Annotated in this window: 16 protein-coding genes and 1 tRNA gene; 14 read left to right on the forward strand and 3 right to left on the reverse strand. The window is 72.5% G+C overall.

Annotation, left to right across the window (positions count from 1 at the left end):
* Positions 1-62 precede the first annotated feature (62 nt).
* A tRNA-His gene (locus tag EDD34_RS14950) sits at positions 63-138 on the forward strand.
* A 99-nt stretch (positions 139-237) separates the two neighbouring features.
* On the opposite strand, the gene EDD34_RS14955 is transcribed toward EDD34_RS14950, so the two are convergent.
* On the reverse strand, positions 238-870 hold the full coding sequence (locus EDD34_RS14955) for a MarR family winged helix-turn-helix transcriptional regulator (protein WP_246012468.1): 633 nt from the start codon (positions 868-870) through the stop codon (positions 238-240).
* Between the two features lie 76 nt (positions 871-946).
* On the opposite strand from EDD34_RS14955, the gene idi reads away from it, so the two are divergent.
* Genes idi through EDD34_RS14995 form a run of 8 tightly spaced genes read left to right on the forward strand, consistent with a single transcriptional unit; the run spans position 947 to position 7,913 of the window.
* Positions 947-1,510, forward strand: coding sequence for an isopentenyl-diphosphate Delta-isomerase (gene idi / locus EDD34_RS14960; RefSeq protein ID WP_123815278.1), 564 nt, complete (start codon positions 947-949; stop codon positions 1,508-1,510).
* A complete protein-coding gene (locus EDD34_RS14965; protein ID WP_123815279.1) occupies positions 1,507-2,547 on the forward strand; it encodes a polyprenyl synthetase family protein in 1,041 nt (346 codons plus the stop codon). Before idi ends, EDD34_RS14965 begins: the two co-directional genes overlap by 4 nt.
* Positions 2,544-3,434 carry a phytoene/squalene synthase family protein gene (locus EDD34_RS14970; RefSeq protein WP_123815280.1) on the forward strand — a complete coding sequence of 297 codons (891 nt, stop codon included), beginning with the start codon at positions 2,544-2,546 and terminating at the stop codon, positions 3,432-3,434. The genes EDD34_RS14965 and EDD34_RS14970 overlap by 4 nt, the downstream gene beginning before the upstream one ends.
* Positions 3,422-5,050, forward strand: a complete 1,629-nt coding sequence (gene crtI / locus EDD34_RS14975) for a phytoene desaturase family protein (protein ID WP_425462358.1) — start codon at positions 3,422-3,424, stop codon at positions 5,048-5,050. The genes EDD34_RS14970 and crtI overlap by 13 nt, the downstream gene beginning before the upstream one ends.
* The gene (locus EDD34_RS14980) at positions 5,047-5,400 is read left to right on the forward strand and encodes a lycopene cyclase domain-containing protein (RefSeq protein ID WP_123815282.1); all 354 of its coding nucleotides are present in this window, start codon (positions 5,047-5,049) and stop codon (positions 5,398-5,400) included. Before crtI ends, EDD34_RS14980 begins: the two co-directional genes overlap by 4 nt.
* Positions 5,397-5,702: a lycopene cyclase domain-containing protein gene (locus EDD34_RS14985; protein ID WP_123815283.1), complete on the forward strand. Its 306-nt coding sequence runs from the start codon at positions 5,397-5,399 to the stop codon at positions 5,700-5,702. Before EDD34_RS14980 ends, EDD34_RS14985 begins: the two co-directional genes overlap by 4 nt.
* The gene (locus tag EDD34_RS14990) at positions 5,692-6,561 is read left to right on the forward strand and encodes a prenyltransferase (RefSeq protein WP_123815284.1); all 870 of its coding nucleotides are present in this window, start codon (positions 5,692-5,694) and stop codon (positions 6,559-6,561) included. Before EDD34_RS14985 ends, EDD34_RS14990 begins: the two co-directional genes overlap by 11 nt.
* On the forward strand, positions 6,558-7,913 hold the full coding sequence (locus EDD34_RS14995) for a TIGR01777 family oxidoreductase (RefSeq protein ID WP_123815285.1): 1,356 nt from the start codon (positions 6,558-6,560) through the stop codon (positions 7,911-7,913). The genes EDD34_RS14990 and EDD34_RS14995 overlap by 4 nt, the downstream gene beginning before the upstream one ends.
* A 66-nt stretch (positions 7,914-7,979) precedes the next feature.
* Here EDD34_RS14995 and EDD34_RS15000 read toward each other — a convergent pair whose 3' ends face one another.
* A complete protein-coding gene (locus tag EDD34_RS15000) occupies positions 7,980-8,840 on the reverse strand; it encodes an SDR family oxidoreductase (protein WP_123815286.1) in 861 nt (286 codons plus the stop codon).
* A 106-nt stretch (positions 8,841-8,946) separates the two neighbouring features.
* Here EDD34_RS15000 and EDD34_RS15005 point away from each other — a divergent pair, with 106 nt between their 5' ends.
* The 5 genes from EDD34_RS15005 (at position 8,947) to EDD34_RS15025 (ending at position 12,930) form a co-directional block, all read left to right on the forward strand.
* On the forward strand, positions 8,947-9,306 hold the full coding sequence (locus tag EDD34_RS15005) for a winged helix-turn-helix transcriptional regulator (RefSeq protein ID WP_123815287.1): 360 nt from the start codon (positions 8,947-8,949) through the stop codon (positions 9,304-9,306).
* Positions 9,307-9,363: 57 nt separating this feature from the next.
* Positions 9,364-10,023 (forward strand): ABC transporter permease, encoded by a 660-nt coding sequence (locus EDD34_RS15010; protein ID WP_123815288.1) that lies wholly within the window; start codon positions 9,364-9,366, stop codon positions 10,021-10,023.
* A complete protein-coding gene (locus EDD34_RS15015; RefSeq protein ID WP_246012471.1) occupies positions 10,020-10,721 on the forward strand; it encodes an ABC transporter permease in 702 nt (233 codons plus the stop codon). Before EDD34_RS15010 ends, EDD34_RS15015 begins: the two co-directional genes overlap by 4 nt.
* 93 nt (positions 10,722-10,814) lie before the next feature.
* A complete protein-coding gene (locus EDD34_RS15020; protein ID WP_123815289.1) occupies positions 10,815-11,723 on the forward strand; it encodes an ATP-grasp domain-containing protein in 909 nt (302 codons plus the stop codon).
* 181 nt (positions 11,724-11,904) lie between these two features.
* Positions 11,905-12,930: a glycine betaine ABC transporter substrate-binding protein gene (locus EDD34_RS15025; RefSeq protein WP_123815290.1), complete on the forward strand. Its 1,026-nt coding sequence runs from the start codon at positions 11,905-11,907 to the stop codon at positions 12,928-12,930.
* A gap of 79 nt (positions 12,931-13,009) precedes the next feature.
* Here the strand turns inward: EDD34_RS15025 and EDD34_RS15030 are convergent, their stop codons facing one another.
* Positions 13,010-15,400: a Tex family protein gene (locus tag EDD34_RS15030; protein ID WP_123815291.1), complete on the reverse strand. Its 2,391-nt coding sequence runs from the start codon at positions 15,398-15,400 to the stop codon at positions 13,010-13,012.
* Positions 15,401-15,595: the final 195 nt, after the last annotated feature.

A 15,595-nucleotide genomic window follows, 5' to 3' on the forward strand; every position in this document is an offset into this window, starting at 1 on the left:
GGGTTCGGAGCCCGACCTCATGTATGCTTTTCGACGGCCGCCGGTACTGACCGGCGGGCATGGTGGGTATAGCTCAGCTGGTAGAGCATCGCGTTGTGGTCGCGAGGGTCGCGGGTTCAAGTCCCGTTACTCACCCCAGTAAAGCGGCAGGTCATCCCGGATTTTCCGAGAATGGCCTGCCGCTTTGCCGTACCCGGCGCCTCGCCGGCGCGATCACCCGCTACGAGCCGCCGCTCCCTACGAGCCGCCGTCCGCACGTTCGGCACCCGCGACCTCGCCGTCCGCGACCTCACCGTGCGTGAGTTCCGCGTCCGCGAGTCCCGCGCCGGCGAGTTCCGTGTTCGCGAGGTCCTCCAGGAAGCGCGCGACGATCACCCGCTCCCGGGGTTCCAGCCGGGCCGCGACGTCGAATCTCCGGGCGTGCGCCCGGCCCACCGACTCCCGGGCGGTACGCCGGGTCTCCTCGGTCACCTCGATCGCGACGCTGCGCCGGTCGGTGGGATGGGCGAGCCGGCGGACGTGGCCGCCCGCGGCCAGCCGGTCGAGCATCTTCGTGGTCGAGGCCGAGGAGATTCCCAGGTGCGCGGCCACCGCACCCGGTGTCGCGATGCGCCCGTGGTTCTGAGTGGCGATGATGAAGCGCAGGGCACGCATGTCGGTCTCGCCGAGCTTCATGTAGCTACTCGAGGCCTCACTCATCCGCCGTTCGGTCTCCCGCCAGCGATGGAGCCCCTCCAGGACGCGGACCACCGCGTCGACCTCGCTGTCGTCGAGGCCGGCCCGCCGGACGATCTCCTGGTCGGGATCCATCACGCGGGGGTCGAGCATCGACGGCCCGTCGGTGTCTCCTACCCGGGGTGTGCGGATCACACAAGAATTCTACTAGCCATCGCACTTGCTTCCTGTGCTTAAATATAGCCAGGCTAGCTATCTGGGACGGAGAACCATGGTGACGGAGAAGGTGGTCCTGGTGGACGAGGACGGGACTCCGACAGGAACGGAACTCAAGGAGACCGTGCACTCCGCCCGGACGCCCCTGCATCTGGCGTTCTCGTGTCACGTGCTCGATCCCGCGGGCCAGGTACTGGTCACCCGCCGTTCCCTGGGCAAACTCACGTGGCCCGGCGTGTGGACCAACTCGTTCTGCGGGCACCCGCAGCCGGACGAGCCGGTGGCGGACGCGGTGGTACGTCGTGCCGAGGACGAGCTCGGCCTGCGGATCCGCGAGGTCCGCCTGGTGCTCCCCCGGTTCCGGTACCGCGCGGTCGACGCCGCGGGCGTCGTGGAGAACGAGCTGTGCCCTGTCTACGAGGCGATCACCGACGACGAGCCGCGTCCGAACCCGGACGAGGTGGCGGAGGCCAGGTGGTCGGCACCGGAGGCGCTCGGCGTGGCGCTGCGTGCGACACCCTGGGCGTTCTCCCCCTGGTTCGTGGAGCAGGCGCGGGAGATGCGCCTCTACGCCGGCACCGGCGCCGGCGCCCTGCAGGACGAGGCGGCACCCCGATGACCGAGATCCTCACCCGGGACGCCGTCGACGTCGTGCTGGCCGATTTCTTCGAGAGCCGGATCAGGCGGGCGGACCCGCTCGCCGCGCACTACGCGCTGCTGTGGCGGCGCCTGGCGCGGTCGAGCGTCGGAGGCAAGCGCCTGCGACCGCGACTCCTGCTCGACACGCACCGGGCGTTCGGCGCGCCCCACCCCGAGGACGCCGCCGTGGCCGGGGCGGCCTTCGAACTGCTTCACACCGCGCTCCTGCTGCACGACGACGTGATCGACAGGGACGTGAGCCGCCGCGGTCAGCGCAACCTCCCGGCAGAGTTCGCGGCCGACGCCGCGGACGCGGGGCTGACCCCGGAGGCCGCGAGCTCCTGGGGCGACGCGTCCGGCATCCTCGGTGGCGATCTGCTGCTCAGCGCCACCTACGCGCTCGTCGCCAGGGTGCGGCCGGTGATCCGCGGCGAGCTGACCGAGCTCATCGACGAGCACCTCTTCCGCGCCGCCGCGGGGGAGCACGACGACGTGGCGTTCGGCCTCGGCACCGCGCCGGCGACGTCCGAGAGCGTCCTGCGGATGATGGCGAACAAGACGGCCGGGTACTCGTTCGCGGCCCCGCTGTGCGCGGGCGCCGTCCTGGCCGAGGCCGGCGAGCGAGCGGCGGCCGAGCTGGAGCAGGTGGGTCTCGCCCTGGGGGTGCTCTACCAGCTGCGCGACGACCTGCTCGGAGTGTTCGGCGACTCCAGGACCGGCAAGAGCACCATCAGCGACCTGCGCCAGGGCAAGCGGACCCTGCTCGTCGCGTTCGCCGAGGGGCACCCGGAGTGGACGGCGGTCCGCCACCTGTGGGGAGACCCGGAACTCGACGAGGCGGGCGCAGGACGGCTTCGGGCGGCGCTGACAGCCGCCGGCGCGTACGCTGCGATGACGGAGCTCATCGAGACCCAACGGCAGGAAGCGGTCGCGACGATCGACCGGACCACACTGCCCAACGGCCTCCGGCACGAGCTGGTCGGCCTCGCCACCAGGCTCGCGGAGCGTGCCGCATGAACCCGTCGTCCTCCCTCGCGCTCTACTCGGCCACCGCCCACACGGCGGCGGCCCAGGTCATCACCGCGTACTCGACGTCGTTCAGCCTGGCGACGCGCCTGCTGCCACCGACCGTGCGCGGCATGATCCAGGACATCTACGCCCTGGTGCGGGTGGCCGACGAGATCGTCGACGGCCCGGCGCACGAGGCCGGGCTCGCGCACGCGGAGTGCCGCCACACGCTCGACACGCTGGAGGCCGAGACGCTGGCGGCCCTGCACGGCGGGTTCAGCGCCAACGTCGTGGTGCACGCCTTCGCCACCACGGCTCGGACCATCGGTATCGACGAGACCCTCGTCGGCCCGTTCTTCGCGTCCATGCGCCGGGACCTCGACCCGGTGGTCTCGCTCAGCGACGACGAGTACCGCACCTACGTGCACGGGTCCGCCGAGGTCGTCGGCCTGATGTGCCTGCGCGCGTTCCTGCACGGCCATCCGGTCCCCGACGGTGTCCGCAGGCGACTGGAGGAAGGCGCGCGCCGGCTGGGCGCGGCGTTCCAGAAGATCAACTTCCTGCGCGACCTGGGCGACGACGAGGACCGCCTGGGCCGGGCCTACTTCCCCGGAACCGGCCCGGAGCCCTTCGACGAGGCGCGCAAGACGCAGATCGTCGCGGACATCGACGCCGACCTCGCGGCGGCTCGCGCCGTCGTCCCCCTGCTGCCCCCGGGCCCGCGCCGGGCGACCGCTCTGGCCGCCGCCCTGTTCGCCGAACTCAACGAACGGCTGCGACGCACTCCGGCGGCGACGCTGCGCACGCGACGCGTCTCCGTGCCGGCAGCGGTCAAGGCCCGCATCGTGGCGACGGTGCTCGCGGGTACCCAGACGGGCAGGCGATGGGCGGCATGAACCACGGCGCGAACCACGGCACGGTGCGCGGACGGCGGGTTGCGGTGATCGGCGGGGGCATGTCCGGCCTGGCGACGGCGGCCCTGCTCGCCCAGGAAGGCGCCGAGGTCACGCTCTACGAGGCACGCGACGAGCTCGGTGGCCGCGCGGGCACCTGGCAGCGGGAGGGCTTCCGGTTCGACACCGGCCCGTCCTGGTACCTCATGCCCGAGGTGTTCGAGCACTTCTTCCGCATGCTCGGCACCACGGCCGACGACGAGCTGGACCTCGTGCGGCTCGATCCCTCCTACCGGGTCTACTTCGAGGGCACCGGCGAACCCTTCGACCTGCCCGCCACCGGCGCGCGTGACGCGCTCCTCGGGCTCGACCGGGCGTCGGCCGAGCGGCTGGCCGCCTACCTCGACTCCGCGGCCACCACCTATGGCCTGGCCACCCGCCATTTCCTGTACTCGACCTTCGCCTCGCTCCGGCCGATGCTGAACCGGGAGGTGGTCCGCGGCCTCCCCCGCCTCCTGCGGCTGCTCACCGAGCCGCTGGACCGGTTCGCCGCCCGGCACACGACCGACGACCGGGTCCGGCGGATCCTCGGCTACCCCGCGGTCTTCCTCGGCACGTCGCCGGGTTCGGCACCCAGCATGTACCACCTGATGAGCCACCTGGACGTGACGCAGGGTGTGCTGTACCCGCGCGGCGGGTTCGGCGCCGTCGTCGAGACGATGGCGCGGCTCGCCCGCCGTGCCGGCGCGGACCTGCTCACGGACCACCGCGTGGAGCGGATCGTGGTGACCGACGGCGCCGCCACGGGTGTCGAGGTGACCCACGCGGGACGCACCCGGCACGTGGCGGCCGACGTCGTGGTCTCGACGGCCGACCTGCACGTGACCGAGCGGCGCCTGCTCGACGCCGAGCACCGCAGCCGGTCCGCCCGCTGGTGGCGGCGCCGGGATCCCGGCCCCGGCGCGGTCCTGGCCCTGCTCGGCGTGCGCGGCGAACTGCCCGCCCTGGCACACCACTCGCTGCTGTTCGCCGACGACTGGGACGGCGGGTTCGACGCGATCTTCGGCGCGCGACGCACCGTCCCGAACCCCGCGTCCCTCTACGTCTGCCGACCGAGCGCCACCGACGACGTGGCGCCACCCGGCCACGAGAACCTGTTCGTGCTGATCCCGGTGCCCGCCGACACCACCATCGGAGCCGGCGGGACGGACGGTGCGGGCGACACACAGGTGGAGCGCACCGTCGACGACGCGATCGCCCAGATCGCCGAGTGGACGGGCACACCGGACCTCGCGGAACGAGTGGTCGTGCGCCGTACCATCGGCCCCGCCGACTTCGAGCGCGACTTCGGCGCCTTCCGCGGCGGCGCCCTCGGCCCCGCGCACACGCTGCGGCAGAGCGCGCTCCTGCGCGGCTCGAACGCCTCGGCGCGCGTGTCCGGCCTGGTGTACGCGGGCGCGACGACCATCCCGGGAATCGGGCTACCCATGTGTCTCATCAGCGCGGAGCTGGCGCTCAAGCGCCTGCGCGGCGACGTGAGCGCGGGGCCCCTGCCCGAGCCGGAGCGAAAGCCCCGGCCGGCCCCGGAAGAACGCACCGCGGAGGCGGAGGTGCCATGAGCGTCGCCTACCTGGCCGTCCTGCTGGTCAGCGCGGGCTTCGTGCTGCTCGTCGACGCGAGGTTCCGTCTGTTCTGCTGGCGCGCCCCGGCGCGAGCGGTCGCCGTGCTCCTGCTGGGCACCGCGTTCTTCCTCGCCTGGGACCTGGCGGGCATCGCGTTCGGCGTGTTCCTCCACGGCGACGCCCCGTACATGACCGGCGCCATGCTGGCCCCGGAGCTACCGCTGGAGGAACTCGTGTTCCTCCTGTTCCTGTGCGAGCTCACGATGGTCCTCGTCCTGGGGGCGGGCCGGCTGCTCCAGCAGGTGGAGGCACGGACCGAGGCACGGCGGGAGGACCTCGCGGGATGACCTACCTCGTGCTCTCCGTCCTCTTCCTGGGCGTGGCGACGGGAGTGTCGGCCGTGGTGAGCTGGGCCACGGGCCGCCGGACACCCTGGCGGCCCGCCGCCCTCGCCGCCGTCGCGCTCCTGGTCCTGACCGCCGTGTTCGACAACCTGATGATCGCCGCGGGCCTGTTCGCCTACTCCGACGCGCAGATCTCGGGGCTGCGGGTCGGGCTCGCACCCGTGGAGGACTTCGCGTACCCGGTGGCCGCCGTCATCCTCCTGCCGGCGCTCTGGTCGCTGCTGGGAGGCGACGATGATCGCTGACCTCGTCCGCGCGTCCCGCCCTCTGAGCTGGATCAACACCGCCTACCCGTTCGCCGCCGCCTACCTGCTCGCGACGCGCGAGGTCGACGTGGCGCTGGTGGTCGGGACGCTGTTCTTCCTCATCCCTTACAACCTGGCGCTGTACGGCGTCAACGACGTGTTCGACTACGCCTCCGACCTCAGCAACCCGCGCAAGGGCGGCGTCGAGGGAGCGCTGCTGGCACCACGCCGGCATCGCGCCGTCCTCGTCGCCTCGGTCCTCACCTGCGCCCCGTTCCTGGTGATGCTGGTGGCGCTCGGGCCCCCGGCGTCGTGGGTGGCGCTCGCCGTGAGCCTCTTCGCGCTGGTCGCCTATTCCGCACCGCCCTTCCGGTTCAAGGAGATCCCGTTCCTCGACTCCCTGACGTCGAGCATTCACTTCGTGAGCCCCGCGGTCTACGGCCTGACGCTGGCCCGCGCGGAATTCGACCCGGGCACCCTCGCGGCGCTGGGAGCTTTCCTCCTGTGGGGTATGGCCAGCCACGCGTTCGGCGCCGTCCAGGACATCGTGCCCGACCGCGCGGGCGGCATCTCCTCGATCGCCACGGTGCTCGGCGCCGCCCGCACGGTGCGGTTCGCCCTGGCCGCCTGGACCGCGGCCGGGCTCCTGGCGCTGACCACCACCTGGCCCGGTCCGCTCACCGCCCTGCTGGCGCTGCCCTACCTCGCCGCCGCCCTGCCGCACGCCCGCCTGAGAGACGCGGACTCGGCGCGGGCGAACCGGGGCTGGCGCCACTTCCTGTGGATCAACTATGCCTGCGGCACCGCGCTGACGATGGTCCTCATCTGGTACGTCATGCGGAACGGAGGGATGTCATGACCGCCATCAAGACCCTGACGTGGTCGGGAGTCGTCGAGCAGCCACGGTCCGAGGTGTTCGCCTGGCACGAGCGCCCCGGCGCGGTCGTCCGTCTCACGCCGCCGTGGGCGCCCGTGCGCGTCCTGCGGGAGGCGCGGTCGCTGGCCGACGGCGAGGCCGTGCTGGGGCTGCCGCTGGGCCTGCGGTGGGTGGCCCGGCACTCCGGGTACCACCCGCCGCGCCAGTTCGTGGACGATCTGGTCTCGGCACCACTGCGCTGGGTGGTGCCCTGGCGGCACACCCACGCCTTCGACGACGAGGACGGCCGCACCCGGATCACCGACACCGTCGAGACCACGGCGCCTCGCGCCCTGCTCCGGAGCATGTTCGCCTATCGGCACCGGCAGCTGCGCCTGGACCTGGCGGCGCAGGCCACGGCCCGGGAGCACGGGGACCGGCCGCTGGTCATCGCCATGACGGGCAGCAGCGGTCTGATCGGCAGTGCGCTCACGCCGTTCCTGACCACCGCGGGACACGAGGTCGTCCGGCTGGTGCGGGGAACACCCCGCGGCCCGGGCGAGCGCCGCTGGAACCCCGATGCCCCCGCGGAAGACCTGCTGCGGGGCGTGGACGCGGTGATCCACCTCGCCGGCGCCTCCATCGGGGGCCGGTTCACCCCGGAACACCGCGCCGCCGTCCGGGACTCGCGGATCGGGCCCACCCGGGCGCTCGCGCGGCTCGCCGGCCGCACCCCGGACGGCCCCAGGGTCTTCGTGTGCGCGTCCGCCATCGGCTACTACGGCGCGGACCGCGGCGACGAGGTGCTCGACGAGTCGAGCACAGGCGGCGACGGCTTCCTCGCCGACGTGGTGGCCGACTGGGAACAGGCCACCGTCCCGGCCGCCGCGGCGGGGGTGCGGGTGGTCAACGTGCGCACCGGACTGGTGCAGTCCCCGCGGGGTGGCACGCTCCGCCTGCTCCGTCCGCTGTTCACGGCGGGCCTGGGCGGCCGGATCGGCGACGGTCGGATGTGGCAGTCGTGGATCGGCATCGACGACCTCGTGGACGTCTATCACCGTGCCCTCTACGACTCCGCGCTGGCCGGCCCGGTGAACGCCGTCGCGCCGGAACCGGTGCGGAACGGCGCCTACGCCGCGACGCTCGCCCGGGTCCTGCGCCGGCCGGCCGTGCTGCCGGTGCCCGGCCTGGGACCGCGCCTGCTGCTCGGCCCCGAGGGCGCGCGCGAACTCGCGGAGGCGAGCCAGCGGGTCTCCCCCGCCGTCCTCGAGTCCCGGGGCCACCGGTTCCGGCACGCGGAGCTGGAACCGGCGCTCCGCCATCTACTGGGCCGCGTCCGGCCGGCCGCGGACTGACCCGGCACCTCGCGAGCAGCCTCTCGCGGCAGCGGCAGCGCTCGGTGCACCGGCACCACGGGCCTCTTACGACAACTGCGAACGGACGACCTCCGTGAGCGTCGCGGGCTCCCGTCCGAGCAGGCGCCGGAGATCGTCGCTCTCGGTGGTGAGCTCACCCGCGGCGATCGAACCGTCGAGGGCGACGAGGAATCCTGTCGTCGCCTCGTCGACCCCGGCCTCGGCGAGGGCCGCGCGGTACGCCTCGGGGGTGAGGTCCTCGTACACGACCTCGGTGCCCGTGGCGTCCGTGATCGCGGCGGCGAGGTCGGCGAGGGAGAAGCCCGGCCCGCCGAGCTCGTGGACCCGGTCCCCGTCGGCGTTCTCGAGGAGCGCCGACGCCGCGGCGGCCGCGTAGTCCGCGCGCGAGGCGCCGGAGACGAGGGCTCCACCCGTGGCGCCCAGGATCCGGCCCGTCCGGAGGTACTGCTCCGCCTGGCCCGTGTAGACCTCGACGTACCAGCTGTTCCGCAGGACGGTGTGGGGAACGCCGGCGGCGCGCAAGGCCTTCTCGGTCTCCACGTGCTCGGGGGCCACGGGGTTGCCCACGCTGTCGGCCCGGAGGACGCTCGTGTAGAGAATTCGCTCCACCCCGGCCACCTTCGCCGCCTCGATCACGGCGGTGTGCTGCGGGACGCGGCGGCCGATCTCCGACCCCGACACCAGGAGGAGCCGGTCGACTCCCGCCAGGGCGGCGCGCAGGGTCTCGGGACGGTCGTAGTCCCCCTCACGCACCTGTACCCCGCGCTCGGCGAGGTCGTCGACCTTGCCCGGCGCGCGTGCGATCGCGACGACCTGGTCCGCGCCCACCCCTCGGTCGAGCAGCTCCGAGACGACCAGCCGCCCGAGGTGACCCGAGACCCCCGTGACCGCGTAGACCTGTGACATGTTCGACTCCCTGTCGGTTGTACTTTCGAATCGAAAGTACCATACAACATGTTGGCACTGTAGGATGGGCGGCAGCTCGGCAGGGAACCGACAGAAGGGGAGGCCGATGGCGCAGCGAGACCAGGCCACCGAACCCAGCACCGCGCTCGTGGCCGACGTGTTCGCACGAGACTGCGCCTCACGCGCGGTCTTCGACGACGTCACCTCGAAATGGGCCTCGCTCGCCCTCCTCGCCCTCCTCGACGGCCGCACGCGCTTCAACGCCCTGCGGCGACGCGTCGACGGCGTCAGCGAGAAGATGCTGTCGCAGAACCTGCGCACGCTGGAGAGCGACGGCCTCATCATCCGCGACGTGATCGACGTCATCCCCGCCCGCGTCGAGTACGAGCTCACCCCGCTCGGGCGCGAGGTCGCCGGGCACCTGCGCGCTCTCGCCGACGTCCTGGAGACCGCCGTCACCGACTAGGCACGGCTCCGCCCGCATCTCTCGTCGATGTCGGCCACTCGCGATACCGTCCTCGTCATGGCCGCCAACCCCTGGTTCTCCTGGACCTACGTGGTCCAGAACGCGGAGACGCTCTGGGAGCACACCGTCCAGCACGCCGCGCTCACGGTGCAGGCGGTAGCGGTCGCCGCGGCCATCGCCGTCCCGCTCGGCATCCTCGTCTCCCGGGTCCGCCGGCTGTCCGGAGTCGTGATCGGCACCGCCGCGGTGCTCTACACCGTGCCGAGCCTCGCGCTGTTCGCCATCCTGGCGCCACTGCTCGGCATCGGGCGCACGCCGGTGTTCATCGGCCTGGTGATCTACGCGCTGCTCGTCATCCTGCGCAACACCGTGGCAGGCATCGACGGCGTCGACCCGGCCGTGCTGGACGCCGCCCGGGGGCTCGGCTACGGGCCCGTACGCGTGCTCGTCCACGTGGCCCTGCCCAACGCCCTGCCCTCCGTCGTCGCCGGCCTGCGCCTGGCCACCGTGTCCACGGTCGCCCTCGTCACCGTCGGCGTCGTCGTCGGCTACGGCGGGCTCGGGCAGCTCATGTTCCAGGGCTTCCGCAACAACTTCTACCGCGCGGAGATCATGACGGCCACGCTCGCCTGCGTGCTCCTCGCCCTCGTGCTCGACATCGCCCTCTGGGCGGGCGGGCGCGCCCTCACCCCCTGGCGCGAAAGAAGTCACGCGTGAGCGTCGTCGAGGAAGCCGTCCTGTGGCTCAACGACCCCCTGACCTGGACCCGGAGCGGCGGAATCATCGACCTGGGCATCGAGCACCTGGTCATGACCGCGATCGCCGTCGCGCTCGCGGCCGCGTTCGCGATCCCGCTCGGGGCCTGGCTGGGACACACGGGCCGCGGCGCGGGCGCCATGGTGGCGCTCGGCAACGCCACCCGGGCCATGCCGACCCTCGGCATCATCCTGCTGCTCGCCGCGGGCGGCCTGTTCGGGAACACGGCCACCGTGATCGCGGCGGCGATCTTCGCCGTGCCGGTGCTCCTCACCAACTCGTACGAGGGCGTGCGCGGGGCGGACCCGGCCGCACGTGACGCCGGCCGGGGAATGGGCATGTCCGGCACCCGTGTCCTGGTCCAGGTCGAGCTACCGCTCGCCACCGGACTCATCGCGGCGGGGCTGCGGACCACCATCGTGCAGGTGGTCGCCACCATCCCGCTCGCGGCGCTGGCGGGCGGCGGCGGTCTCGGCCAGATCATCGCCTTCGGCATGGGCACGCAGCGCTACGGCCAGGTGCTGGCCGGCGGCATCGTCGTGGCGGCCCTGGCCCTGGTGCTCGACGCCCTCCTCGCGGTCGCGCAGCGCCTCGTGACCCCGGCGCCGCTGCGTGTGAACCCGCGGCAGCGCCGGCGCCGGGTTCCCGCGGCTCCGTGAGGACCACCCCGCCGCGCCCGCCGGGGACGGCTGCCGTGTCTGGAACGTGAGCCCTGTAAGACGCTCGTCATGTGACGCCGCTACGCTCACGGTGTGACTGAGAACCGCCGCGTAGCACTGGCCACCTGCTCCGTCCTGCCCGAGCTCGACAAGGGGGACCAGCCCCTGGTCGCCGCCCTGGCCGAGCGAGGTGTCACCGCCGAGCCCGCGGTCTGGGACGACGCCGGCGTCGACTGGTCGTCGTACGATCTGGTCGTGGTCCGCTCCACGTGGGACTACTCGGCACGCCGGGACGAGTTCGTCGCCTGGGCGAAGGCGGTTCCCAAGCTGCTCAACTGCGCGGACGTGCTGGAGTGGAACACGGACAAGCGCTACCTGCGCACCCTCGAGGAGTCCGGCGTCCCGGTGATCCCGACCATCTGGCTCGATCCGGCCCGGCACCTGTCCAAGCGCGCCGTCCACACGCGGATGCCGGCCTTCGGCGACTTCGTGGTCAAGCCGGTGGTCAGCGTCGGCGCCAACGACACGGGGCGCTACCAGCCGGTGTCCGCCGAGTCGCGTGGCCTGGCGATCGAGCACGCGAAGCGCCTGCTCGACGGCGGCCGCTGGGTCATGATCCAGCCCTACGTCACGTCGGTGGACACGGCGGGCGAGGCCTGCCTGGTGTTCCTCGACGGTCAGCTGACGCACTCCGTGCGGCGCAACGCCCTGCTGGACGGCCCGTTCCGGCCGACGCAAGGGCTGTACGCGCCGGAGGAGATGCGCCCGTTCACCGCGTCGGCCGAGCAGATCGAGGTGGCGCGCAAGGCCCTCGAGGTGGCGCAGGCGGAGCTGGGCGGCCGCGAGCCGCTGCTGTACGCGCGCATCGACCTGGTCACCGGCGACGACGGCACGCCGGTGCTCATGGAACTGGAGCTCACCGAGCCCTCGCTGTGGATGCAGCTGGCCGGTGACGTGGACGCGTTCGGCGCGATGGCGGACGCGATCGTGCGACGGCTCTGAGCCGCACGCGGTGCGCACCGGAGAGCCTCTCCTTCGCCGGCCACGCGGGCGGCCCGGGCACCCGCGCGGGGGCTGAAATGTCCGACACCCTGGGCGATTCCCCTTGCCAGCATGCTCGGGCCACGATCGAATAGGACAGTTCGACCCGTAGAACGTGTGTACAAGCAGAACCGGAGTCACGATGCGCCTCGCACGCACACCCTTGTCCACCCCGCTGCGCCTGCTCGGCGCGGCGACCGCCGTCGTCAGTCTCACCTTCCTCACCGCGTGCGGCGAGCCCGGCTCCGCCGGCGGTGAGACGTCCGACGACGGAACCGCGGTCGCCGCCACGTGTGAACCGGTCGCCGGCGACGAGATCGTCGTGCTCGACGACGACCAGAGCCTCCAGACCGTCGACAACATCATCCCGGCGGTGAACGCCGACACGGCCGAGCAGTACCCGGACCTGGTCGCCGTCCTCGACGAGGTGTCGGCCGCACTCGACACGGACACCCTCATCGGCCTGAACCGGTCGGTGGACATCGACCGGGAGACGTCTCAGGACGTCGCCTCGGAGTTCGTCGCCGCCGCGGGCATCGAGGTGGACGAGGCCGAGGACGCCGGGCCGGTCACGATCGGCGCCGCCGACTTCGCCGAGAGCGCGACGCTCGGCAACATCTACGCCGAGGTCTTGCGGGACGCCGGGTACGACGCCGAGGTCACGACCATCGGGAACCGCGAGGCCTACCTGCCCGCGCTGCTCAAGGGCGAGCAGATCCAGGTCGTTCCCGAGTACGTGGGGACGCTGACGGAGTTCGTCAACCTCGACGTCAACGGCCCCGACGCCGAGCCGGTCGCGAGCAGCGACCTCGACACGACCGTGGAGGGGCTGCGCGAGCTGGGCGACGAGGTCGGCCTCGTGGTCGGCGAGCCGTCGGACGCGCAGGACCAGAACGCGTTCGCGGTGACGACAGCGTTCGCCGAGGAGCACGGCGTCACGACCCTGTCCGAGCTGGCGGAGGCCTGTGACGGCCTGATCCTCGGCGCCGGGCCGGAGTGCACCGAGCGCCCGTTCTGCCAGCCGGGACTGGAGGAGACGTACGGGCTGACGTTCAGCGAGTTCCGCTCGCTCGACGCCGGCGGCCCGCTCACCAAGGAGGCGCTGAAGCAGGGTGAGATCACCCTCGGCCTGGTGTTCAGCTCGGACGGGTCCCTGAGCACCGAGTGACGCGCCACGGCCGGTCGCCCGCCACCGTCCCCTCGAGGAACGAGCCGGCGGGCGACCGCTGTCGTCCGTGCGGAAGGGCTCAGGCGAGGCCTGCGCGGCGCAGGGCGTCCGCCATGGCCGTGTCCGCCGCGGGCTGGCCCTTGCCGCCCCGGCCGCCGCGGCCCTGACCGCCACGGCCACCGCGATCGCCGCGCCCGCCGTTGCCCCGGCCGCGCCCGCCGCCGGACCGTCCGCCGTCGCCCCGACCGCCGTCGGACCCGTCTTCACCGCGCGCACCGCGACCGCCCGTACCGTCCGCGACGCCGACCTCGTCGTCGAGGCGCAGCGTGAGGGCGATCCGCTTGCGCGCCACGTCCACGTCGAGCACCTTCACCTTGACGATCTCACCGGACTTCACGACGTCGCGCGGGTCCTCGACGAACCGCTTGGACATCGCCGACACGTGCACCAGCCCGTCCTGGTGCACGCCCACGTCCACGAACGCGCCGAACGCGGCGACGTTCGTCACCTGGCCCTCCAGGATCATGCCCGGCACCAGGTCGGCCAGCGTCTCCACCCCGTCCGTGAACGACGCCGTGGTGAACTCCGGGCGCGGATCCCGCCCGGGCTTCACGAGCTCGGCGAAGATGTCGGTCACGGTGGGCAGGCCGAACTGGTCGTCCACGAAGTCCGTGGGCTTCACGCCCTTGAGCGCGCCCTGGTTCCCGACGATCCCGGTGACCTCCGACCCGGCCGCCGTGACGATCTTCCGCGCCAGCGGGTAGGCCTCCGGGTGCACCGAGGACGCGTCGAGCGGCTCGTCGCCGCCACGGATGCGCAGGAAGCCCGCGCACTGCTCGAAGGCCTTCGGCCCGAGCCGCGCCACGTCCTTCAGCTTCGCGCGGGACGTGAACCGCCCGTTCGCGTCCCGGTGGGACACGATGCCCTCCGCGAGCGTCCGGGTGATCCCGGAGACCCGCGACAGCAGGGGCGCCGAGGCCGTGTTCAGGTCCACGCCGACCCCGTTGACGCAGTCCTCGACGACGGCGTCGAGCGAGCGCGACAGCTTGGTCTCGGTGATGTCGTGCTGGTACTGGCCCACGCCGATCGACTTCGGGTCGATCTTCACCAGCTCCGCGAGCGGGTCCTGGAGGCGGCGCGCGATCGACACGGCGCCGCGCAGCGACACGTCCAGGTCGGGAAGCTCCGCGGACGCGAACGCCGACGCCGAGTACACCGACGCCCCCGCCTCGCTGACCATGACCTTCGTCAGGCCGGGCAGATTCTTCGCGAGCTCCGCGGCGAGCTTGTCCGTCTCCCGCGAGGCGGTGCCGTTGCCGATCGCGACCAGCTCGACCTCGTGCTTCGCCACGAGCGCCGCGAGCGTCGCGAGCGACTCGTCCCAGCGGTTCCGCGGCGCGTGCGGGTAGATGGTCGCGGTGTCGACCACCTTGCCGGTCGCGTCGACGACGGCGACCTTGGTGCCCGTGCGCAGGCCGGGGTCCAGCCCCATCGTGGCGCGTGACCCGGCGGGCGCCGCGAGCAGCAGGTCGCGCAGGTTCGCGGCGAAGACCCGCACGGCCTCGTCCTCGGCCTCGGTGCGCAGGCGCAGCCGCGCGTCGATCCCGAGATGGACGAGGATCTTGGTGCGCCACGCCCAGCGCACGGTGTCGCCCAGCCACTTGTCGCCGGCCCGCCCCTGCTGCCGGATCCCGAACCTGTCGGCGATCTCCGCCTCGTACGACGTCGGCACCCCGGGCTCGGCGTCGGGCTCCGGCTCGATCACCAGGTCCAGCACCTCCTCCTTCTCGCCGCGGTACATCGCCAGGATGCGGTGCGACGGAATGCTCGCGAGGTCCTCGGAGTAGTCGAAGTAGTCGGCGAACTTGGCCCCCTTGTCGGCGGCCCCCTCGCGCACCCGGGAGACCATGCGGCCGCGTGCCCAGAGCCGCTCCCGCAGCGTGCCCAGGAGATCGGCGTCCTCGCCCATCCGCTCCACCAGGATGGCGCGGGCACCGTCGAGGGCGGCCTTCACGTCGGCCACGCCCTTGTCGGCGTCGACGTACGGGGCCGCCGTCTCCTGCGGGTCGAGGGTCGCGTCGCCGAAGAGCGCGTCGGCCAGCGGTTCCAGCCCGGCCTCGCGGGCGATCTGCGCCTTGGTGCGCCGCTTCGGCTTGTAGGGGAGGTAGATGTCCTCCAGCCGCGACTTCGTGTCCGCCGTGAGGATCTGCGCGCGCAGCTCGTCGGTGAGCTTGCCCTGCTCGTCGATCGACTGGAGGATCGCGGCCCGGCGCTCCTCCAGCTCACGCAGGTAGCGCAGCCGCTCCTCCAGCGTGCGCAGCTGCGCGTCGTCGAGGGTGCCCGTCACCTCCTTGCGGTACCGGGCGATGAACGGGACCGTCGCCCCGTCGTCGAGCAGGCCGACGGCCGCGGTGACCTGGTTCTCCCGGACGCCCAGCTCCTCGGCGATGCGCGCGTTGATGCTCTGCACTGTCCCCTACCTCGTCGAATCCAACCGGATCTGCCAACCGGCACTGCCTGCGCAGGCCGCATCAGATCATGCCAGGAGACACCGACACACGTCGCCCCGGCCCGGCGCCCGGCCCACGGGGAACGAGAAAAGCAGGAAGAGGAACCCTCTCCCTGCCACTCTCAACTTATAGCGCACCGGGGGTCTTGCGGCAAG

This window comes from Myceligenerans xiligouense (assembly GCF_003814695.1).
Classification (GTDB): domain Bacteria; phylum Actinomycetota; class Actinomycetes; order Actinomycetales; family Cellulomonadaceae; genus Myceligenerans; species Myceligenerans xiligouense.